This is a genomic window from Kitasatospora sp. NPDC036755, assembly GCF_040636595.1.
Classification (GTDB): Bacteria; Actinomycetota; Actinomycetes; order Streptomycetales; family Streptomycetaceae; genus Kitasatospora.
Genome location: NZ_JBEZUT010000060.1, coordinates 12,252 through 32,832, shown reverse-complemented (window position 1 = coordinate 32,832; position 20,581 = coordinate 12,252). Strand labels below are relative to the sequence as shown.

At 74.0% G+C, this 20,581-nt stretch carries 15 protein-coding genes and 1 pseudogene; 7 read left to right on the top strand and 9 right to left on the bottom strand.

Going from position 1 to position 20,581, the window contains the following annotated elements; translation table 11 throughout:
* A pseudogene (locus AB0E96_RS12115) lies at positions 1–202 on the top strand (hypothetical protein); the annotation flags it as partial.
* Here the strand turns inward: AB0E96_RS12115 and AB0E96_RS12110 are convergent.
* Positions 178–1,542, bottom strand: a complete 1,365-nt coding sequence (locus AB0E96_RS12110) for a dipeptidase (protein ID WP_359821789.1) — start codon at positions 1,540–1,542, stop codon at positions 178–180. The pseudogene AB0E96_RS12115 and the gene AB0E96_RS12110 overlap by 25 nt on opposite strands.
* A gap of 313 nt (positions 1,543–1,855) precedes the next feature.
* On the opposite strand from AB0E96_RS12110, the gene AB0E96_RS12105 reads away from it, so the two are divergent.
* On the top strand, positions 1,856–3,028 hold the full coding sequence (locus AB0E96_RS12105; protein WP_359821792.1) for a geranylgeranyl reductase family protein: 1,173 nt from the start codon (positions 1,856–1,858) through the stop codon (positions 3,026–3,028).
* Positions 3,029–3,183: 155 nt separating this feature from the next.
* On the opposite strand, the gene AB0E96_RS12100 is transcribed toward AB0E96_RS12105, so the two are convergent.
* Positions 3,184–5,487: a glycosyl hydrolase family 18 protein gene (locus tag AB0E96_RS12100; protein ID WP_359821786.1), complete on the bottom strand. Its 2,304-nt coding sequence runs from the start codon at positions 5,485–5,487 to the stop codon at positions 3,184–3,186.
* A gap of 247 nt (positions 5,488–5,734) precedes the next feature.
* A complete protein-coding gene (locus AB0E96_RS12095; RefSeq protein WP_359821783.1) occupies positions 5,735–6,139 on the bottom strand; it encodes a RidA family protein in 405 nt (134 codons plus the stop codon).
* Between the two features lie 296 nt (positions 6,140–6,435).
* Here AB0E96_RS12095 and AB0E96_RS12090 point away from each other — a divergent pair, with 296 nt between their 5' ends.
* The gene (locus AB0E96_RS12090; RefSeq protein ID WP_359821781.1) at positions 6,436–7,209 is read left to right on the top strand and encodes an enoyl-CoA hydratase family protein; all 774 of its coding nucleotides are present in this window, start codon (positions 6,436–6,438) and stop codon (positions 7,207–7,209) included.
* Positions 7,210–7,349: 140 nt separating this feature from the next.
* On the opposite strand, the gene AB0E96_RS12085 is transcribed toward AB0E96_RS12090, so the two are convergent.
* A complete protein-coding gene (locus AB0E96_RS12085; RefSeq protein WP_359821779.1) occupies positions 7,350–8,117 on the bottom strand; it encodes a maleylpyruvate isomerase family mycothiol-dependent enzyme in 768 nt (255 codons plus the stop codon).
* A gap of 205 nt (positions 8,118–8,322) precedes the next feature.
* Between AB0E96_RS12085 and AB0E96_RS12080 the strand changes: the two genes are divergently transcribed.
* On the top strand, positions 8,323–9,078 hold the full coding sequence (locus AB0E96_RS12080) for a DapH/DapD/GlmU-related protein (protein WP_359821777.1): 756 nt from the start codon (positions 8,323–8,325) through the stop codon (positions 9,076–9,078).
* A gap of 48 nt (positions 9,079–9,126) precedes the next feature.
* Here the strand turns inward: AB0E96_RS12080 and AB0E96_RS12075 are convergent, their stop codons facing one another.
* Complete coding sequence (locus tag AB0E96_RS12075; protein WP_359821774.1) at positions 9,127–10,629, bottom strand: helix-turn-helix domain-containing protein; 1,503 nt, start codon at positions 10,627–10,629, stop codon at positions 9,127–9,129.
* Positions 10,630–10,742: 113 nt separating this feature from the next.
* Between AB0E96_RS12075 and AB0E96_RS12070 the strand changes: the two genes are divergently transcribed.
* Positions 10,743–11,771 (top strand): alpha/beta fold hydrolase, encoded by a 1,029-nt coding sequence (locus AB0E96_RS12070; RefSeq protein WP_359821772.1) that lies wholly within the window; start codon positions 10,743–10,745, stop codon positions 11,769–11,771.
* A 100-nt stretch (positions 11,772–11,871) separates the two neighbouring features.
* On the opposite strand, the gene AB0E96_RS12065 is transcribed toward AB0E96_RS12070, so the two are convergent.
* Together AB0E96_RS12065 and AB0E96_RS12060 are read right to left on the bottom strand one after the other, a co-directional pair.
* Positions 11,872–12,453, bottom strand: coding sequence for a HutD family protein (locus tag AB0E96_RS12065; protein ID WP_359821769.1), 582 nt, complete (start codon positions 12,451–12,453; stop codon positions 11,872–11,874).
* Between the two features lie 130 nt (positions 12,454–12,583).
* Complete coding sequence (locus tag AB0E96_RS12060; protein WP_359821767.1) at positions 12,584–13,798, bottom strand: MFS transporter; 1,215 nt, start codon at positions 13,796–13,798, stop codon at positions 12,584–12,586.
* A 191-nt stretch (positions 13,799–13,989) separates the two neighbouring features.
* Here AB0E96_RS12060 and AB0E96_RS12055 point away from each other — a divergent pair, with 191 nt between their 5' ends.
* Both AB0E96_RS12055 and AB0E96_RS12050 read left to right on the top strand, forming a co-directional pair.
* Positions 13,990–15,171, top strand: coding sequence for an ROK family protein (locus AB0E96_RS12055; protein ID WP_359821790.1), 1,182 nt, complete (start codon positions 13,990–13,992; stop codon positions 15,169–15,171).
* A gap of 140 nt (positions 15,172–15,311) precedes the next feature.
* Positions 15,312–16,430, top strand: coding sequence for a PLP-dependent cysteine synthase family protein (locus AB0E96_RS12050; RefSeq protein ID WP_359821764.1), 1,119 nt, complete (start codon positions 15,312–15,314; stop codon positions 16,428–16,430).
* Positions 16,431–16,697: 267 nt separating this feature from the next.
* Here the strand turns inward: AB0E96_RS12050 and AB0E96_RS12045 are convergent, their stop codons facing one another.
* Together AB0E96_RS12045 and AB0E96_RS12040 are read right to left on the bottom strand one after the other, a co-directional pair.
* Positions 16,698–19,184 (bottom strand): right-handed parallel beta-helix repeat-containing protein, encoded by a 2,487-nt coding sequence (locus AB0E96_RS12045; RefSeq protein ID WP_359821762.1) that lies wholly within the window; start codon positions 19,182–19,184, stop codon positions 16,698–16,700.
* Between the two features lie 383 nt (positions 19,185–19,567).
* Positions 19,568–20,443 carry an MOSC N-terminal beta barrel domain-containing protein gene (locus AB0E96_RS12040; protein WP_359821759.1) on the bottom strand — a complete coding sequence of 292 codons (876 nt, stop codon included), beginning with the start codon at positions 20,441–20,443 and terminating at the stop codon, positions 19,568–19,570.
* Positions 20,444–20,581 lie beyond the last annotated feature (138 nt).

Sequence of the window (20,581 nt, the reverse complement as noted above, 5' to 3'; positions counted from 1 at the left end):
GCACCGGCTCGGCCCGCTGCGGCGGAACCTGGTGCCGGAGGTCTGCTTCGGCGCCGGTGCCGGGCTGGTGGCGGGCGCGGTCGGGTACGCGGCGGTGCTGGCGGCCGCCCGCCGGTTGCGCGGCGGGCGGCCGGAGGCCCCTCGGGAGACCCTTCGGGACGTCGCTCCGAACGACCGTCAGACGGAGCGCAGTTCGGCGTAGCGGCGGAGGAACAGCGCCTCGGTGAGGGCCATCCGCTCCAGCTCCTGCGGGTCGACGCTCTCGTTGACCGCGTGGATCTGGGTGGTCGGCTCCTCGACGCCGATCAACACGATCTCGGCCTGCGGGTAGAGCGAGCGCAGCGTGTTGCAGAGCGGGATCGAGCCGCCCTCACCGGAGGCGACCATCGGGGTGCCGAAGGCCTCGGCCATCGCCTCGCCCATCGCCTCGTACGCCGGGCCGCTGGTGTCGGCGCGGAACGGAGCGCCGTTGCCCTGGCGCTCGACGGTGAGCCGGGCGCCGAGCGGGACCTGCGCCTCCAGGTGGGCGATCAGCGCGTCCTGGGCGGCCAGGGCGTCCGTGCCCGGCGCGACGCGCAGGCTGATCAGGGCCTTGGCGGTGGCCTGGACGGAGGAGGTGGCGCCGATCACCGGCGGGGCGTCGATGCCGAGGACGGTGACGGACGGGCGGGCCCAGAGGCGGTCCGCGATGGTGCCGGTGCCGGTCAGGGCGACGCCGTCGAGCACCTTGGCGTCGGCGCGGAACTGCTCCTCCGGGTACTGCACGCCCTCCCAGGTCTGGTCGGTGGTCAGACCGGCCACCGCGACGTCGCCGTTCTCGTCGTGCAGCGAGGCCAGCATCCGGACCAGGGACTGCAGCGCGTCCGGGGCGGCGCCGCCGAAGGCCCCGGAGTGGAGGTTGCCGGCCAGCGTGCTGACCGTGGCCTCGACGACCGTCATGCCGCGCAGCGAGGCGGTCACGGTGGGCAGGCCGGGGGCGAAGTTGCCGGTGTCGCCGATGACGATGGCGTCGGCGGCGAGCAGCTCGGGGTGGGCCTCGGCGTAGCGCTCCAGACCGCCGGTGCCCTGCTCCTCGGAGCCCTCGACGATGATCTTCAGGCCGACGGGGTAGACGTCGCCGTGGACCTGACGCAGCGCCCGCAGCGCCGTCAGGTGCATCAGGATGTTGCCCTTGCAGTCGGCGGCGCCGCGACCGTACCAGCGGCCGTCGCGCTCGGTCAGCTCGAAGGCGGGGCTGTGCCAGCCGTCCTCGTCCAGCGGCGGCTGGACGTCGTAGTGCGAGTAGAGCAGCACGGTCGGCGCGCCCTCGGGGCCGGGCAGCTCGCCGTAGACGGACTGGGTGCCGTCCGGGGTGTCCAGCAGCCGGATGCCGGTCAGGCCCTCGGCGGCGAAGGCGTCGGCGACCCAACGTGCGGCCTTCTCGCACTCCTCGACCGGGAACTGACGGGGGTCGGCGACCGACGGGAAGGCGACCAGCTCGGCGAGATCGGTGCGGGCACGGTCCATCAGGGACCGGACGGCGTCGGCCAGGGGCTGTGACATCGGGGCTCCGAGGGGGCGGTCCGCCCAGGGGTGGTGCGGGCGGAGGAGACGGGTTGCGGTAGTGCCGATCATAGGCGGAGCGGAACAGGGAACTCCGAGGGTGTGCCGCCCCCGGGCGGGCCCGGGGAGGCCGGGCGGTGCGGGGGACGGGGCGGCGCGGGTAACGGGGTGGTTCCGGTGAGGGGCGGCGCGCTCGACCGGTGCGGCCGGACGCATAGGATTGCTCGACGTGACTGACTCCGGAAGCTCCGATTCCCGCAGCCCGCTCGACAGCCCGGCCGAGGACGGTCCGACCGACGACGCGGCCGCCCCGCTGGACGGCGTCTGGGACGTCGTGGTGGTCGGCGCCGGCCCCGCGGGCTCCTCGGCCGCGCACGCCGCCGCGGCCCAGGGCCGCCGGGTGCTGCTGCTCGACAAGGCCGAACACCCCCGGTACAAGACCTGCGGCGGCGGCATCATCGGCCCCTCCCGGGACAGCTTGCCGCCGGACTTCCGGCTGCCGCTGCAGGACCGGGTGCACGCCGTGACCTTCGCCTACGACGGGAAGTACACCCGCACGCAGCGGTCCAAGCGGATGCTGTTCGGCCTGGTCAACCGGGACGAGTTCGACCTGCGCCTGGTGCAGGCGGCCAAGCAGGCCGGGGCGGTGCTGGTCACCGGAGTGACCGTCACCGGTGTCGAGCAGCGCGGCGGCGAGCACCGGACGGCCGTGGTCACGGCGGCCGACGGGCGCACCTTCGAGGCCCGCGCGGTGGTCGGCGCGGACGGCAGCGCGAGCCGGATCGGCCGGCACGTCGGCGTCACCTTCGACCAGATCGACCTCGGCCTGGAGGCGGAGATCCCGGTGCCGGCGCAGGTCGCCGCCGACTGGGCGGGCCGGATCCACCTCGACTGGGGCCCGCTGCCCGGCAGTTACGGCTGGGTGTTCCCGAAGACCGAGACCAGCAGCCTGACCGTCGGCGTCATCTCGGCGCGCGGCGACGGCGAGCGGACCAAGCAGTACCTCGCCGACTACATCCGCCGGCTCGGCCTGTCCGGTTTCACCCCCCGCGTCGAGTCCGGGCACCTGACCCGCTGCCGGACCGAGGACTCGCCGCTCTCCCGCGGCCGGGTGCTGGTCGCCGGGGACGCGGCCGGGCTGCTGGAGCCGTGGACCCGCGAGGGGATCTCGTACGCGCTGCGCTCCGGCCGGCTGGCCGGCGAGTGGGCGGTGAAGGTCGCCGAGGCCGGTAACGCGGCGGCGGTGCGGCGCGAGGCGCTGAACTACGCGTTCGCGGTCAAGGCCGGGCTGGGCGTGGAGATGCGCGCGGGCAAGCAGCTGCTGGACGCCTTCGAGCGGCGGCCGTACCTGTTCCACGCGGCGGTCTGCCTGGTGCCCGCCGCCTGGCGGGCCTTCGCCCGGACCACGCAGGGGCACACCTCCTTCTCCCAGGTGCTGCGACAGCACCGGGCCGCGCGGCGGCTGATGGCGATGGCCTCGCGGTAGCGGCCGCACGGCCGACGTGGCGCGGGCCGGCGCCCCTCCCCACTGCGAGGAGGGGTGCCGGCCCCGACGTCCGTGGTCGGCTGGTCAACCGGTCAACCGGCCGGCCGCCCGGGCCGGGCGGGTCCTGGCCCGAGCCCGGAGGGGGGCCGGGCGGACTACTTGAGCCCGGTGTCCAGCGCGGACATCAGGGTGCCGGACGGGGTGTCGCCGGACATCTCCCAGATCATGCCGCCGAGCAGGTTCTTCGACTTGAGGTAGGCGGTCTTCTGCGCGATCGACCAGGCGTCGTCGAAGGTCCACCACTGCCCGCCGGCTCCCGTGTAGCCGTACGTCGCGACGGACTTGGGGTCGTGGTAGACCTTCAGGTTGGAGAGGCTGGTGATCAGGTTGTTGTACCCGCGGGTACCGGCCTCGTCGCTGAACTGGCCCGGTGCGGCGCCGTTCGCCGACTGCCAGGCGCCGTTCGCGCCGCCGTCCGCGACGCTCTGCCAGCCGCGCCCGTAGAACGGGAAGCCGATGGTCAGCTTGCGCGGGTTGACCCCGGCGTTCAGGTAGGTCTGGACGGCCGCGTCGATGCTGAAGTGGTTGGGGTAGGGGTCGTTCGGGTCCTGGTAGAGGTTGGAGGCGTGGCCGGTGCGGTTCGGCTCCCAGGAGTTGTCGCTGCCCGAGCCGTGGAAGTCGTAGCCCTGGACGTTGGCGATGTCCATCGAGGTGAAGATCTTCGAGAGGTCCCAGCCGGCGGCGACCTTCGCCGGGTCGGCCGGGGTGAAGGCGGTGAGCAGCTTGTGCGAGCCGCCCAACGCGTCGAGCTGCTTGCGGAATTCGGCCATCAGCAGGGTCAGGTTGCCCTTGTCGGCGGGGCTCCAGTGGTTGCCCGGGTGGCCGTCGCCGGAGCCGGGCCACTCCCAGTCGATGTCGAAGCCGTCGAAGATGCCGGCGGCCACGCCGTCGCCTCCGGCGCCGTTGTAGGCGGGCAGGTTGCCCTTGATCCAGGTGTCGACGCAGGACTTGACGAACTTCTGGCGGGACGCGTCGGTGGCGGCGACGTCGGAGAAGTACTTGGAGTAGGTCCAGCCGCCGAGCGAGACGACCATCTTCAGGTTCGGGTACTTGGCCTTGAGCTTCTTCAACTGGTTGAGGTTGCCGCGGAGTTTGCCCCAGCCGTCGTCGGCCACGCCGTCCACCGACTGGTCGGCGCTCATCGGCCGGCCGTAGTCCGCGTCGGCGTCACCGGCGCCGGTGCCCTGGTCCGGGTCCTCGGGGTTGCCGGTGGTGCCCTTGGTGACGCCCGCCATGCAGGTCAGGTTTACCGGATCGATGTTCTCGAAGGCGTAGTTGATGACGTCCAGCTTGGCGGCGGCGCCCGAGGTGTCCAGGTTCTTGACGAAGTACTGGCGGCCGTAGATGCCCCACTGGACGAAGTAGCCGACCCGGGCGTACTTCCCGGCGCCCACCAGGTCCGAGGTGGTCACGGCGAGCGGGGCGGAGGCGGGGGAGGCGTTGTCGGCGGCGTCCCGGGCCTTCACGGTGAACGTGTAGGCGGTGGACGGCGAGAGGCTGCCGACGGTCGCGCCGAGCGTGCCGCCGGTGACCGTGGCCACCAGGGTGCCGCCCTGGTAGACGTCGTACGCGGCGACCCGGACGTTGTCGGTGGCGGCGTTCCACGCGAGCGTCACGTCCGTCGAACCGACCGCCGTGGCCCGGAGGTTGCCCGGTGCGGTGGGCGGTGAGGTGTCGGTGGACGGGTCGAAGGTGGACGCCGTGACGGACGGGCTGAGCGGGCCGGTGTTGCCGCGGCTGTCCTTGGCGCGGACGGTCAGGGTGTACGAGGTCGCCGGGGTGAGGCCGCTGACCAGCGCGCTGGTGGACGGGCTGGAGGCGAGCACGGTGCTGCCGCTCAGCACGTCGTAGGAGGTGACCGGGAAGTCCCCGCCGGTGGCGGCCGGCCAGTTCAGGGCGAGCGTGTGCGCGGTGGACTCGGCGACGGTCGGGGTGCCCGGAGCGGACGGCGGGACGTCCGCGGAGCCGTCGCACTTGTCGCCGTTGATGCGGCAGTTGAGCGGGGTGGAGACCGGGCCGTTGCCCACGAACCAGAAGCTGTACGGCTCGGTGGTGCCGTGCGCGTTGACGGTGGAGTTGTAGAACGCCGCCGTGGCGGTGACGTGCCGGCCGTTGACGGTGGCGGTGCCGTTGTAGGTGTTGCCGATGGTGACGCCGGCCGGGAGGTCGAACTCCAGGCTCCAGCCGCTCACCGCGGTCGCGTTGTCGTTGTGGACGATGTAGGTGCCCTGCCACCAGGAGCCGTTGTCGGCCGTGGTGAAGGTGGCGGTGAGCTTCCCGGCGGCGTTCGCCGGGGTGGCCAGCGCGGTGAGCGCGGCGAGCGGCAGGAGCAGGACGGAGAGCAGTGCGAGCAGTCTGCTGCGCACGCGCGGGCGCCCGGCCCGGGATCGAGCGGACATGGTTCTCCCTGTGGCTGTGGGGGTTGAACAGGGTGACGTAGAACCTTGGTTGATCCGTAGGCGATCGATGCCTGCGCCGTGGGGAGGCGAGGCATGGGAACTGTAGGAGGACTGGACCAATGCGTCAACAGGTCTGTACCACTTGGGAGTTGCTCCCGGTGGGCCCCGTCGACCCGTGCCGGTCTCCGCTGCTTCCCGGCGTTCCTCGCCGTCCCCTGGCTGTTTCCGTCCGCTCCCCGCTGCCTTGCTACTCCCGGACGATCGCCAGCGCCTCGATCTCGATCAGCACGTCGGGCCGGAACAGCGCCGCCACCTGCACGGCGGAGGAAGCGGGCGCCGGAGCGGAGCCCAGGTACTCGTCACGGATCTCGCGGACGACGGGGAGGTGGGTGATGTCGGTCATGAAGTAGGTGAACTTCACGACGTCCTCGAACCCGGCCCCGGCGGCCGCCAGGCAACGGCGCAGGTTCTCGAAGACCTGCCGCACCTGCGCCTTCGGGTCCCCCGCGCCGACCAGGTTCCGGTGCTCGTCGAAGGGGATCTGCCCGGACACCTGGACCAGCCGGCCGCTTCCGGTGACGACCTGGGTGTAGCCGGTGCCGGGCGCGACCCCGGGCGGCTCGGTGATGTGGGTGAGGTGAGAGGAGGTCATGGGACGGATCCTGATCCATGCCCCCGCGGGCCCGCAACCCCGGCCCGGTGCCGTGCGGGGCGCCGGTTCGGTGCTGTGCGCGGCACCGGTTGGGTGCGGGGTAGGGCGCCGGTTCGGGGTTGCGGGCGGCACCGGTTGGGTGCGGGGTGCGGCGCCGGGCCGGTGCCGGGTTCGGCGCCGGTCCGCTCTGGCCGAGGGGCGGGTGGGCGTGCCAGAGTCGTCCGGGCGTCGTCCGGGCACCTCCCGGACCGCACCCGCTGTCCGACCCACCCTCAGCCGGAAGGCAGGCCCCGCCGATGACCAGCGCAGCGCCCCTCGTCCACGTCAGCACCGCCGACGCCGTCACCACGCTCACCCTCGACTCGCCGCACAACCGCAACGCGCTCTCCACCCGGCTGATGGCCGAGCTGCACGCCGGACTGGCCTCCGCCGCGGCCGACCCGGAGGTCCGCGCCGTGGTGCTCGGGCACACCGGCAAGGTGTTCTGCGCGGGCGCCGACCTCTCCGAGGCGACCGGAGCGGACCCGACGGTCGGCCCGCGCGGCCTGGTCGAGCTCCAGCGGGCGATCGTGGACTGCGCGAAGCCGGTGATCGCCGTGATCGACGGGCACGTCCGGGCGGGCGGCCTGGGCCTGGTCGGCGCGGCGGACCTCGCGGTCGCCGGACCGGCCTCGACCTTCGCCTTCACCGAGGTGCGGCTCGGCCTCGCCCCCGCCGTCATCTCGCTGCCGCTGCGCCCGAAGCTGGACCCGCGTGCCGCCTCCCGCTACTACCTCACCGGTGAGGTCTTCGACGCCGCCGAGGCCGCCCGGATCGGGCTGATCACCAGCGCCGCCGACTCCGCCGAGTCCACCGGCACGGTGCTGAAGGGACTGCTGGACGCGCTGCGTCTGGGCTCCCCGCAGGGACTGGCGGAGTCCAAGCGGCTGGCCAACGCCGAGGTGGTGCGCTCCTTCGAGCGGGACGCGGACGAGCTGGTGGAGCTGTCGGCGCGGCTCTTCGGCTCGGAGGAGGCGCAGGAGGGGATGCGGTCGTTCCTGGAGAAGCGGCCCGCGCGCTGGGTGCGCTGACGGCGGGACGGCGGCGCGGTCGCGGAGGGCCGGGCGCGGCGGCCGGTGGCGGATTGCCCCGGGGCGCGGGGGTTCGCCCGGGGGCGTCGCCGCCCCCGGGCGTCACGGGCGCTCATCCGCGTCGGCGCCACTACCGGTCACTACCAGCGGACCGCCGCGGCGTCGCTCCAGAGGCCGAGCAGGTCCTGGTCACCGACGGCCTTGATCCCTCCGGCCCGCTCGGCGGAGAGCCGGTTCCAGAGCAGCAGGTAGAGCTCGTGGGCGGGGCCGGTGACGGTGAGGTCCGCCGGCGCGGAGGTCTCGCCGGTGGTGACGGCCGGCGCCTCCTGGGTGATCGTCAGCCGCCAGGAGCCGGCCCCGTCGGTGGCCCGGAGCTGGAGGGTGCGCAGCCGGTCGCTGCGCAGGATCGAGCGGCTGCCCGTCATGAAGCCGCGCACCAGTTCGTCGACGCCGTCCAGGGCGAGGGCGGTGTCCACGACCGGACCGGGCACCCCGGCGGCGGCGTCGGCGTCGTGGCGGTGAACGGCGGTCTCGTGTGCCTGTCGGCGGGCCCAGAAGGCCAGTGGAGCGGGTGCCGGCAGGAAGCTCCAGCACTCGAGGTCGGCGGGCGCCGCGGTGAGGATGTCCACCAGGGCGGCGTGGCCCTCGCGGTACCAGTCGAGCAGTGCGGCGTCCGGGGGCACCGGGCCGATGGCGGCCCGCGCGCCCGCCTCGTCCAGCGGCGCCCGCAGGCCCCGGGAGACGATGGCGCCCGCCCAGCGGTGGACGTGGCCGACGTGTCGCAGCAGGTCCGCCAGCTGCCACTCCGGGCAGGTCGGTACGGGGGCGGACCGCTCGGTGCGGGCCGCGGCCTCGGCGAGCCGGGTGCCCTCCAGATGCAGCGCGTCGATGTGCTCGGTGATCTCCATGGGACGGAGTCTCCCACCGGGGGCCGACCGCCGGTCGCGGATTTCGGACCTTCCTCCGGGCCGGATCGCGCGTGTCCGCGAGGGCGCGTGGCCGATGTCCTCGTGGCCGCCGTGCGGGGGCGGCTCCCGGGGGTGTGCCCGCGGCCGTTTCCCGCGGGTGCCTCCCGACGGACGGGCGCACGCTACGGGCCGGTAACGTGAGCGCATGCCGATAACCCGCACCCTCGTCTCAGCCGTCAGGACCGGTGGTCGCCGCGCCGCCGGGCGCCTCGTCCACCGGGGTTGGCGCTGGGTGCAGCGGATCGGCGCGGTCACCAACCGCAACCCGGGGCCGTACCGGTTCGGCGAGCTGGGGGACGGCACGACGTTCAGCTTCCCGCTCGGGGCCGTCTTCAACGAGCAGTGGATCACGGTCGGGCCGTTCTCGATCATCGGTGAGCGGGTCACCATCAGCGCCGGGTTCCTGCCCGGGCTGGACCTCGGGCCGGAGCCGATCGTGCGGATCGGCGGCGGCTGCGTGATCGGCCGGGACAGCCACATCGTCGGTCACCAGTCGATCGTCATCGGCGACGACGTGTGGACGGGGCCGGGCGTGTACATCAGCGACCAGGCGCACGAGTACCGGGACACCGAGCTGCCGATCGGCAAGCAGTGGCCGCGCAACGAACCGGTGGAGATCGGTGCGGGCAGCTGGATCGGCACCGGCGCGGTGATCCTGCCCGGGGCGCGGATCGGCCGCAACGTGGTGGTCGCGGCCGGGGCCGTGGTGCGCGGTGAGGTGCCCGACCACAGCGTGGTCGCCGGGGCGCCGGCCAAGGTGGTGCGCCGCTGGACGGAGGAGGAGGGCTGGCAGCCGCCGCTGCGCCACGACGCGCCGCAGCCGGTGCCGGACGGCGTGACCGCGGAGCAGCTGCGGGCCCTGGTCGGCTGGGACCTGAGGCTGCCGGGGGAACAGGGCTGAGCCTCCGCGCCCGGTCCGTTCCGTCCGGCCGCGGGGGCGTCGGCCGGCCTACGGCTGTCGGTGGCCAGTGGCGGCCTGTTCGGCGGTGCGGGCGGCGATGGCGGCGGTGATCCGCGGGACGTCGGCGGGGCGCGCGGGATCCAGGCCGGTCAGCGCGGCGATCCGGCGCAACCGGTAGTCGACGGTGTTCGGATGCAGGTGCAGGGCGCTCGCGGTGAGCCGGCGGTTCAGGCCGCCGGCCAGATGGGTGTGCAGGGTGATGAGCAACTCCCCGAATTCGGCGAGGGGTTCGAGCAGTGCGGCGAGCCGGGAACGGGCCTGGCTGGGGCGGGTGAGCTGGTACTCCAGCAGGACGTCGTCCAGTCGGTGCAGGCCGGGTGGTCGGCCGAACGCCCGCGCCACGTCGAGGACTTCATAGGCGAGGGCGGCCGCGCCGGGCACTTCGGCGGGGGCGGCCGAGGCGGCTCCGGCCAGGACCGGGGCGCCGGACGCCCGGGCCGCCGCGGCGAGGGTGGCGGCGATGCGGGGCCAAGGCGGTTCGTCGGCGCCGTGCCCGTCGCCGCCCTGTTCGCCGCCGCCCTGTTCGTCGGCGCCCTGTCCGTCGGCGCCCTGTCCGTCGTTGTTGTGCTCGTTGCTGCGCTTCCCGCCGGTGCGGTCCTCGTCGGCGCCGGTCCGGTTCGGGCCGGGTGGCGGTCCGAACGGGACGAGCACCAGGCCACCCGTGGGGGTGAGCGCGGTGAGCGCCGACTGCCGGGTGCGGTGGTCGAGTTCGGCCTCGAACCGGCGGAGCTTGCGGAGGGCGGCGATGCCCGGGTCGACGCCGGGGGAGTGCTCGTCGGGGTGGTCGGCGAGAGCCAGGCAGAGTACGGCGTACCCGGTGGGCAGCCGGAGCCCGGCACGGCCGGCGGCCTCGTCGGCGGGGGTGCCCGCGAGCAGCGCGCCGAGCAGGGAGTGCCTGGCCGAGCCCCGCCGGTCGGCGCTCGGGCGGCGGCCGTCCAGGTATCCGGCCCCCGCGGCGGTGGCGACCCGGCGGAGCTGGTCGAGCAGCAGCCGGTTGAGGACGAGCAGGTCGGCGGCGTCGCCGTCCCGGGCGTGCCTCGTGGCGAACTCCCAGCAGGTCTCCAGTCCGAGGTGGTGGGCGAGCAGGACGGCGTCCAGCGGAAGGCCCTCCTCGGCGCGCCGGGCGGCGGCCGCCCGGACGGCGGCGTACTCCTCGGCGGCGGCGGGGAGTCCGGTCCGCACGGTGTGGGCGAGGGCGCGGATGCGGCGCTCGGTGTCCCGGGTCAGCTCGCCGGCGAGTTGTTCGCGGGGCAGCCGGCGGTAGACCGGTACCCTCTCCAGCAGCGCGGCGACCACGGTCTCGGCCAACTCCCGTGCACCACCGAGCAGTCGCTGATCGGCCGGGATCCCACCGACCACCGGGACGCGCCAGTCCGGCGCGCGGTCGGAGGTGTGCGAGGAGGCGCTCGGAGAGGCGTTCGGAGAAGTGTGCGGGGAGGTGTCGGGGGAGGCGTTCGGGGGCGGGCAGTGGGGTGCGTTGTGACCGGTCACAGAGAACACCGTCCAGGTCTGGGAAACGCCCAAGGGCCGGGCCGGAGGGGCGACCGCATGATGGAGCCCTCGGGTTACCTGTTGGTAACAAACTTCCGCCGTGGAGGCAACAGTTGAGAACCCCACTTCTCCGCTTCTCCGCAACTCCCGGACTCGGCAGGGGCGGTGGCGCGCTGGGCGTGCTGCTGCTGGCCGGGGCGCTGCTGGTCGGCGCGACCGCGTCGCCGGCGGGCGCGGCTCCGTCCCCGTCGGTCACCGCTCCCGTCGGCGCCGCGCGCGTCGGCACTGCTCCCGTCGACGCGCCCGTCGCCGCCGCGCCCGCGGGGGCCGGTGCCGCGGCCGAACTCCCGCCGGACGGCGACACGGTGGCCTCGCCGCCCGGCGCCAACGACTGGACCTGCCGGCCGAGCACGGCACACCCCGACCCGGTCGTCCTGGTGCACGGCACCTTCGCCAACCGGTACGAGAACTGGCTGGTGCTCTCTCCGCTGCTGAAGAGCCTGGGGTACTGCGTCTTCGCCCTCGACTACGGGACCGTTCCCGGCGTCACCTCCAGCGGCAGCGGCCTGCTGCTGCCGATCGGCGGCCTCGGGCCGGTGCCCGAGTCGGCGGCCCAACTCGGCCGGTTCGTCGACCTGGTGCGGACCGCGACCGGCGCCGCCAAGGTCGACATCGTCGGGCACTCGCAGGGCGGCATGATGCCGAACTACTACCTCAAGTTCCTCGGCGGCGGGGCCAAGGTCGGCCGGATGGTCGGGCTGGCGCCGTCCAACCACGGCACGACGCTCGACGGCATCACCAACCTGCTGCCGTACTTCCCGGGCGTCGCGGACGTCGTCTTCACGCTCTGCCAGGCCTGCCGGGATCAGGCGGTGGGCTCCGACTTCAACAAGCTGATGGCCTCCCGGCCGGACACCGTGCCGGGCGTGAGCTACACGGTGGTCTCGACGGTGCTCGACGAGGTCGTCACCCCGTGGCGCACCCAGTTCCTCAGCGGGCCGGACGTCGACAACGAGGTGGTGCAGCAGCACTGCCCGATCTCGCTGGTGGAACACGTCGGGGTCGCGTTCTCGCCGACGGTGCTGCACCTGGTGACCAACGCCCTGGACCCGGCCCACGCCACGCCGGTGTTCTGCGGGTGACGCGGCGGCGGTGCTCCCACCCCGGGGCGGGAGCACCGTCCTTCGCCGGCGCGCGGGTCGCGGGCGCGTCGGTCCCGCAGGTTCGCGGGCTCGTCGCTTGTCAGGGCATGGTGCGGAAGGTGACGACGGCGGTGGTGCCCTTCGGCCGCACCTCGTACGTGCCCGGAGTGTCGAGCAACGCGGCGTCGTAACGGGCGAGTTCCACGCCGTCGACGGCGGCCGTCCCGGCGAGGCAGACCAGGAGGGCGGTGCTCCCGTCCCAGACGTCGACCGGGACGGCCGTATCGGCTGCGGCGGTCAGGTCCACCGTGGCCTCGATCCGCCCGCGGCGCGTCATCACGTTGAAGTCCACCACCGGGCCGGCCGACAACCGGCAGTCGGTGGTGGCGTCACCGGAGAAGGCGAACGGCCGGAGCGGGATGTCGACCGGCTGCTCGACGCCGTCGACGGTGAGCACCATGCCGGCGCCCTCGACCAGGGTGATCACCCGGTCGATCCCGGGGAACGGGGAGAACGGCCCGGCGGTGGCGACGTCCGCCAGGCTGACCCGCCAGTCGAAGGCGTCCAGCCCGGCTCCGGCCGGGAATCCGGCGACCTCCCTGGTCACCCCGCCCCCGTTGAGCCACGCCGTCGCCGGACGTTCGCTCGCCCGCATTACCTGGAAGCGTTCGCTGGTCGTCATGGCCCCGCATCCTGTCACATGGCGGATGACGGATAACAGATGACAGATTTCATCATCTGTCATCCGTCATCTGTCTGTTGTCGTCTGTCCGTTGTCGCCCGTCGCCCGTCGCCCGTCGGCTGTCAGCCCGTCACCGGTCGTCCGTCGTCCGGCGCCCGACCGTCAGCGGCAGGAGTGCCGCCACGGTGGCCGCGAGCGCGACCGTGGTGAGGGCCAGTGGCAGCCCGGCCGCGTCGGCGAGGAAGCCGATCACCACTGGGCCGATCAGCATCCCTCCGTAGCCGAGCGAGGAGGCGAACGCGACGCCCTGCGGCCCGCCCGCCGCCCCGGCCCGGGCGATGGCGAGCGGAAAGAGGTTGGCCAGGCCGAGGCCGACGAGCACGAACCCGCAGATCGCCACCGGCACCGCCGGCGCCAGGGCGGCGATCAGCATGCCGGCCGCCGCCGTCAGCCCGCCGAGCAGCATCAGCCGGTCCTGGCCGAGCCTGATGGACAGCCAGGTGCCGCCGACCCGTCCGCCGGCCATCGCGAAGGCGTACGCGCCGTATCCGGTGGCGGCCACCACGGAGCTCGCCCGCACGTCGTCGGTGAGGTGGAGCGTGGCCCAGTCGGCGATCGCACCCTCGCCGTACGCGGTGCAGAGCGCGGTGAGGCCGAGCAGCAGTACGAGCAGTCGGGTCCGGATGCGGGCCGAGCCCGCGTCCGGGCCCCCGGCGTCGGCCGGCCCCGTCGAGCGGTCAGCCCGGTCAGCCCGGTCAGCCCGGTCCGGCCCGACCGGCGCCGCCGCCGGGCTGCGCAGCAGGACGATGCCCGCGCCGACGGTGACGGCCATGCCCAGCACCGCGCTGAGCGCGAGCGCCCACGCGGTGCTCAGCGGGCCGGCGAGCAGCCCGCTGACGCCGGTGCCGACCAGCCCGCCGAAGCTGTATCCGGCGTGGAAGCTGGGCATCACGGGCCGTCGCAGCTGCGCCACCAGGTCGACGGCGGCGCTGTTCATCGCGACGTTGGCCCCGCCGTACCCGGCGCCGAACAGCAGCAGCACCCCGCCGAGGGCGGCGACCGAGTGGGCGTGTGCGGGGAGCAGTACGGCGAGGCTGAGCAGGGCGAGCGAGCCGACGGTCACCGGGCGCGAGCCGTACCGAAGGCAGAGCCGGCCGATCATCGGCATGGTGAGGACGGCGCCTATGGACAGGCAGAGCAGGGCGAGTCCGAGGGAGCTGTGCGAGGCGTCGACCTGGCTGCGGACATCCGGGATGCGGACGACCCAGGCGGCGAAGAGGAAGCCGTCGACGGCGAAGAACGCGGTGAGGGCGACACGTGCAGGACCCCAGGGGCTGTCGGCCACCGGGGGTGTGCTGCGAGACTGGGGGGAGGATTGGTCGGGACGAGTGCGTGAACCGATTTTGTTTCGAAGCGACACAAAGTCACAATAGGGGCGTGCAGCTCTCACCATCAAGCCCGAGGCCCGGTAGCGGGAACGACTCCGACGCGCAGCGCGACAGCCACCGTCGCGCGGCTCCCGACCGGGGCCGGACGCTGCTCGGCCCGGCGCTCTCCCTGATCCACACCGGCCAGACGCCGACCCGCTCGGCACTCACCCGCGCCCTGGACGTCACCCGGGCCACCGCCGGTGCGGTCACCGCCGAACTGGAGGCGCTCGGCCTGATCACCGTGGACTCGCGCCCGGCCGGTGGCGGTCGCGGCCGCCCGTCGCACCGGCTCGCGATCGACCCGCAGGGTCCGGTCGTGGTCGCCGGCCAGATCCATGCCGACGGACTGAGCGTCACCCTGGCCGGCCTCGGCGGACTGCTCGACCCACCCGTCCACCTGCCGCTGCCCGCCGCCACCGACCCGGTCCGGATGCTGCGTGCCGTCGCGGTGGCCGGCGCCGAGCTCGCCCGCGCGACCGACCGCCGCTGCCTGGGCGCCGCGCTCGCGCTGCCCAACCCGGTCACCGAGCCGGACGGCACCGCCCTCGCCGCGCTGCACTTCGCCTGGCCCAGCGGAACCCCGGTCGCCGACCTCTACGACGTCGAGGTCGGACGCGCCGACCACGGCCCGAACGCGCTGCGCCCGCTGCCCACCGCGATCGCCAACGACGCCAACCTGGCCGCGCTCGCCGAGTACCGGCACGGCGCCGGTCGCGGTGCCCGCCACCTGCTCTTCGTCACCTCCGGCCACCGCGGCGTCGGCGGCGCGCTGGTCATCGACGGGCACCTGCACACCGGCAGCGCCGGCCTCGCCCTGGAGGTCGGCCACCTGACCGTCGATCCGCAGGGCCGGCCGTGCGTGTGCGGCAACCGGGGCTGCCTCAACTCCGAGACCGACCCCGACGCGCTGTTCGCGGCCGCCGGACTCACCCCGGAGCCGGGGCGCCCGCTGCTCGACCAGGCCGGCGAGCTGTGCCGGGCGGCCGCGACGGACGACCGGGCGCGGGCGGCGGTGGAGCACGTCATCGACCGCCTCGGGCTCGGCCTGGCGGGCGTCGCCAACATCCTCAATCCTGACCGGGTGGTCCTCAGCGGACTGCACCTCCACCTGCTGGAGGCCGCGCCCGACCGGCTGCGGTCGGTGGTCGCCGAGCGCAGCCTGTGGGGGCGCAGCGGGCGGGTGCCGATCGTCGGCGCGGAGCTGGCGCACGGCGCGCTCGCGGGAGCGGCCGAGCTGGGCTGGGGGCCGTACCTGGCGGATCCGCAGTCGGTGCCGGTCCTGCCCTGACGGCGCGGGTCCTGCCCCGATGGCGGCGACCGGGCCTGACGGCGATAAGCGGAAGCTGGGCCATCGAAAAAAGTCACTTATCGTGACTCTCGTACACTCGTAGTGACCAGCGGGGGGTCACCACGAGGGAGACAGCGACCATGAGCATCCAGCCGGGCATCCAGCCGACCGGTGACGTCGACCGCTCCGACCCGGAGTACCGAGCCTGGCTCAAGGAGGCGGTGCGCAAGGTCCAGGCCGACGCCAACCGCTCCGCCGACACCCACCTGCTCCGCTTCCCGCTGCCCGCGGAGTGGGGGATCGACCTCTACCTCAAGGACGAGTCCACCCATCCGACCGGCTCGCTCAAGCACCGGCTGGCCCGCTCGCTCTTCCTCTACGGGCTCTGCAACGGCTGGATCCGGCCGGGCAAGCCGGTGATCGAGGCCTCCAGCGGCTCGACCGCCGTCTCCGAGGCGTACTTCGCCCAGCTCGTCGGCGTGCCGTTCATCGCGGTGATGGCCAAGAGCACCAGCCAGGCCAAGATCGACCTGATCCAGTTCCACGGCGGAGAGTGCCACCTGGTCGAGCGTTCCGACGAGGTGTACGAGGCCTCCGCCCGGCTCGCCGAGGAGACCGGCGGGCACTACATGGACCAGTTCACCTACGCGGAGCGGGCCACCGACTGGCGCGGCAACAACAACATCGCCGAGTCCGTCTTCGCCCAGCTGCGCCTGGAGCCGCACCCCGAGCCGGCCTGGATCGTGGCCACCGCCGGCACCGGCGGCACCTCGGCGACCATCGCCCGGTACGTGCACTACATGCAGTACGACACCCGGATCTGCGTCGCGGACCCGGAGAACTCCTGTTTCTTCGACGGCTGGGTGCACCACGACCCGGACGCCCTCTGCGAGAGCGGCTCGCGGATCGAGGGCATCGGGCGGCCGCGCATGGAGCCGAGCTTCGTCCCGGGGTCGATCGACCGGATGATGAAGGTGCCGGACGCCGCGTCGATCGCCGCGGTGCGGGTGCTGGAGCAGGTGCTCGGCAAGAAGGCGGGGGCCTCCACCGGGACGGGCCTGTGGAGCGCGCTGCGGATCGTCGCGGAGATGCGGGAGGCCGGGCGGACGGGCAGCGTGGTCGGTCTGATCTGTGATCCGGGGGACCGCTACCTGGACAAGTACTACTCGGACGACTGGCTGGCGGGCGAGCGGATCGACATCGCGCCCTACCGGGCGGCGCTGGAGTCCTTCCTGGCCGGCGGCGCCTGGGCGGGCTGACGGGGCGGGCTGACGGGGCGGATGGCGGCCGACGGCGAACAACTGACAGCTGACGGCGAACAGCTGACAGCTGACAGATTTCAGAGTCTGTCATCTGTCAGCTGTCATTCGTCACCCGTTCGCCGTCGCCCGCCGCACCACCGCGCCGAGGAAGAGCACCACGACCAGTCCGGCCGGCAGCAGCAACCCGCCCGCCGCGCCCGGCAGCAGAACTCCCGTGCCCGTCCGAACGGCCCCGCGCCGCAGCCGAGTTCCCCGCCCGCGGTGCTACGGCAGCGACGCCGTCGGCAGGTCCGCCGGAACGAGCAGCTGGAGTTCCTCCGTGGACGGGTCTGCGAGGTGGGCGACCCGGACCGCGTGTCGCTCGACCATGGTCTCGAAGACCTGCCGCGCGGTGCGCCCGTTGCCAAAGTTGGGGCCGCGCTCCAGTCCGCCGAAGTGCTCCAGCAGGGCCTTCTCCGTGTCCTCCGAGAGCGCGTACTCGTGTTCGGCGCACTGTGCCCGGGCGATCTCCAGCAGCTCGTCCGCGGTGTAGTCGGGGAAGCTGATGGTGCGTGAGAATCGTGACGAGACACCGGGGTTGGCGGAGAGGAAGCGCTCCATCTCGGCGGTGTAGCCCGCCACGATGACGACCACCTCGTCCCGGTGGTCCTCCATCAGCTTGACCAGGGTGTCGATCGCCTCGCGCCCGAAGTCCCGCGCCCCGTCCTCGGGCGCGAGCGCGTACGCCTCGTCGATGAAGAGCACTCCGCCGCGAGCCCGGTCGAAGGCGGCCGCGGTGCGGATCGCCGTGGAGCCGATGTGCTCGCCGACCAGGTCCACCCGGGCCACCTCGACCAGGTGCCCGCGCTGGAGCACGCCGAGCGAGGCGAGGATCTCGCCGTAGAGCCGGGCCACGGTCGTCTTGCCGGTGCCCGGTGCCCCGGTGAAGACCAGGTGGCGGCGCAGCGAGGGCGCCTTGAGCCCGGCCTGACGGCGGCGCCGGCCGACCGAGATCAGGTCGATCAGGGTGCGCACCTCCTGCTTCACCGTGGCCAGCCCGACCAGCGAGTCCAGTTCGGCGAGCGCCTCGTCGGCGGGCCGGCAGTCCGGGATCGGCGCGATCGCCGACGAAGCGGCCGCGGACGGTGCGAGCGGTGCGGCCGCGGTCAGTTGGGCCGTCCGCGGCGCCGGTACGTCGGTGGATCCGAAGGACGGCCCCAGCGCCGGACCGCGCCCGACTCCGGTCCCCGGCCCGGCGCCGCCACCGGGCGGTCCGGGAGCGGCCGGCACCGGTGCGGCCGCGACGTCGTCCGAGATGCACCCCTCGGTGACCGGCCCCGGTTCGGAGAACTCGAAGCCCGCCCGCTGGTTGTGCTCCGCCCTGCACCGGGTGAGCTGGGTCCGGCAGCCGTCGATGATGTGGAAGCCGAAGCCCTTGCCCTGGGAGACCCGGCAGTCCTCGAAGGTGCCCCGCCCCTGCGCCGAGACGTACACCCCGGCGTCCGTGCTGGCCCGTACGGTGCAGTCGCGCAGCACGGGGTCGGCGCCCTTGGTGACGATCACGCCGGTGGCCACGTCGGAGATCTCGCAGTCGGTGAGCAGTCCGCCGCTGCCGTGGTCGCGGAACCAGAGCCCGGTGCCCGCCTCCTGGACCCGGCAGGAGGCCAGGGAGACGGTGGCCCCGCCGCTGACCGAGACCGCCGAGCTGCGGATTCGGCTGAACGAGCAGCCTTCGGCGGTGGCGGCGGAGTCCCGGTCGAGGACGAACAGGGCGTCCGGCAGGTCGTGCAGTGAGCAGTCGGTGAGGGTCAGCCGGGCGCCGTCGCTGACCCACAGCGCCGGGTACTCGCCGGTCGAGCCGTGGATCTGGCAGGACTCGGCGACGGCCTCGGTGCCCTGGTCCCAGACCGACAGCGCCCCGCGCCCGAAGTCCCGGACGGTGCTGTTCGCGAGGCTCAGCCGGGCGCGTCCGCGCAGGTCGGCGCCGTTCTCGGGCAGGTCGTGCACCCGGCAGCCGGTGAGCACCAGCTCGGCCTCGCCGTCCAGGGTCAGGCCGTTGCCGGTGACCCGGTGGATCTCGCAGTCGACCAGCCGCCCGCCCGCCTGCGCCTCGGCCTGCACGCCGCTGCCGCGGATCTCGTAGATCTCGCAGCCGGTCAGCTCGGCCGCGCTGCCGGGGTCGGAGAGCAGGACACCGGCGCCGGAGGCGTGGTGGACGCGGCAGCGTTCCAGGGCGGCGGTGGCGCCGCCGAGGACGGCCAGTCCGGCCTGGCCGGCGGCGGCGACCTCGCAGTCCTCGAAGGCGGCGGCGGTGTCGGCGCCGCGCAGCCGCAGCCCGAGCCCGCCCGGGTTGGTGACCACACAGCCGCGCAGGGTCGGCCGGGCGCCGCCGGTGACCTCGATCCCGGTGGCCGAGCGGGTCTCGACCCGGCAGCCGCTGAAGGACGGGGTCGCCTCCGGCCCGGTGACCAGGACGGCCGGGGTGGAGCTGTCGCCGCCCTCGACCACCAGGTCGCGCACGGTGGCGGCGGCGGTCACGGTGAGGGCCACCCCGGAGGGCGGGTCGATCCGGACCGTTCCCGGGCCCTGGGCCGGGACGATCGTCACCGGCTTGTCCAGCAGGACGTTCTCCCGGAAGGTGCCCGGACGGACGGTCACGGTGTCGCCCGGTTCGGCGGCGGCCAGGGCCTCCGCGAGCGTGTCGTACTCGCCCGCGCGGCGACGCCAGCGGGATGCGCTGTCCTGGGTGACCCGGACCCTGTGCTCAGCCATGACGGTCTGTCGTCCCCACCTTCGTCGAGCCGGCGATCAACGGGCCGAACGCGCGGGGGTGCGCGGGCCGTCCGCCCACCGTAGCGCGCCCACGTGGGTGGTCCGGCCGCCCGCGGTCGCGCGGACACCGGTAGCGCTCAGTGCTGCCACAGGTTCCGACCACTTGTTTCAACGAGCACGCACAGCGGTGGTTCCGTCCGGGGCGCGCCGGTTTCGGAGCGCGGGGCCCCTCCTGCGGCGGTGGGTGCTCCGATGCGCCCCGCCGTCCGGAGCGAACGGTCGGCACCGGGCAGCCGGCACCGGGCAGTCGATGCCGGATGGCCGGTGCCGGATGGCCGGTGCGGGCGGGCCCGCACCGGGTGGCCCGCACCGGCAGGTCGCGGTCAGTGCCCGTCGGCGGGCCAGTGCGCCCCGTCCTCCAGCACCTCGACCTCGTCGCCCAACCGCAGCGTGCCGAGCGCGTCGCCCTCGACGTCGGCCGGCCGCTCGGGGATCAGGTTCTGTCCGAACGCGGCCTTGCGCAGCAGCCGGTGGTGCCGGGCCAGAGTGCGCAGCGGCTCCTTGCCCCGCCGCTCGCCGGTCTCCTGGTCGGTGGTGGTGATCACGCAGCGGCCGCAGGGCTTGACCACCTTGAAGGCGACCGAGCCGATCCGGATCCGGCGCCAGGTGTCCTCGGCCCACGGCTCGGCGCCGCCGACCACCACGTTCGGGCGGAAACGTTCCATCGGCAGGGTCTCGTGGCCGTCCGGGTTCTCGGCGGCGATCAGCTCGTTGAGCCGGTCCAGGGAGGCGGTGGTGGTGAGCAGCAGCGGGAAGCCGTCGGCCATCGAGACGCTGCCGCCGGCCTCGCCGAACTCGGGGTCGACCGGCCGGGCGCGGGGGTCGTCCAGGTGCACCAGGCGGTAGTCGCCGAGGTGTTCGGCGATCCACTGGTGCGCCTCCTTCGCGGCCTCGGCGGCGCGGAAGCGGGTGCCCCAGACCTCGACGTCGGCGAGCGGGTCGCCGGCCGTGACGGCGGGGGCGGGGACCTCGATCCGGGAGCCGTCGGGGGCGGTCAGGGTGAGGACGCCGTCGGGCAGCAGGCCGGCGCGGATCTGTCCGAGGGCCGCGTTCTCGCGCTGGCTGACGAAGCGGCCGGTCTGATCGGCGAGCATCCAGCGGCGGTCTCCGGCCAGGCCCCAGGGCTGGACCACGGCGGTGTCCGGGCTCAGGCGGTACATCGACTTGACGGGGTAGACGTGGAGTCCGGTGAGCTGCATCCCCCCATCCTGCCAGCCTCCCCCGGCCCGCCCGCGAAGGCCCCCGCCCGGGCAGGCCCCCGCCCACGAAGCCCCCCGCCCGGGCAGACCCCGACCTGGGAAAGCCCACCTGGGCAGGCCCCTGCGGGGACGGCCCGG

Excerpts from the sequence above, each read along its gene's own strand:
- AB0E96_RS12050 (WP_359821764.1), top strand. The coding sequence starts at position 15,312 with ATGAGCATCCAGCCGGGCATCCAGCCGACCGGTGACGTCGACCGCTCC.
- AB0E96_RS12045 (WP_359821762.1), bottom strand. The coding sequence starts at position 19,184 with ATGGCTGAGCACAGGGTCCGGGTCACCCAGGACAGCGCATCCCGCTGG.
- AB0E96_RS12040 (WP_359821759.1), bottom strand. The coding sequence starts at position 20,443 with ATGCAGCTCACCGGACTCCACGTCTACCCCGTCAAGTCGATGTACCGC.
- AB0E96_RS12080 (WP_359821777.1), top strand. The coding sequence starts at position 8,323 with ATGCCGATAACCCGCACCCTCGTCTCAGCCGTCAGGACCGGTGGTCGC.
- AB0E96_RS12090 (WP_359821781.1), top strand. The coding sequence starts at position 6,436 with ATGACCAGCGCAGCGCCCCTCGTCCACGTCAGCACCGCCGACGCCGTC.
- AB0E96_RS12110 (WP_359821789.1), bottom strand. The coding sequence starts at position 1,542 with ATGTCACAGCCCCTGGCCGACGCCGTCCGGTCCCTGATGGACCGTGCC.
- AB0E96_RS12085 (WP_359821779.1), bottom strand. The coding sequence starts at position 8,117 with ATGGAGATCACCGAGCACATCGACGCGCTGCATCTGGAGGGCACCCGG.
- AB0E96_RS12100 (WP_359821786.1), bottom strand. The coding sequence starts at position 5,487 with ATGTCCGCTCGATCCCGGGCCGGGCGCCCGCGCGTGCGCAGCAGACTG.
- AB0E96_RS12065 (WP_359821769.1), bottom strand. The coding sequence starts at position 12,453 with ATGACGACCAGCGAACGCTTCCAGGTAATGCGGGCGAGCGAACGTCCG.
- AB0E96_RS12095 (WP_359821783.1), bottom strand. The coding sequence starts at position 6,139 with ATGACCTCCTCTCACCTCACCCACATCACCGAGCCGCCCGGGGTCGCG.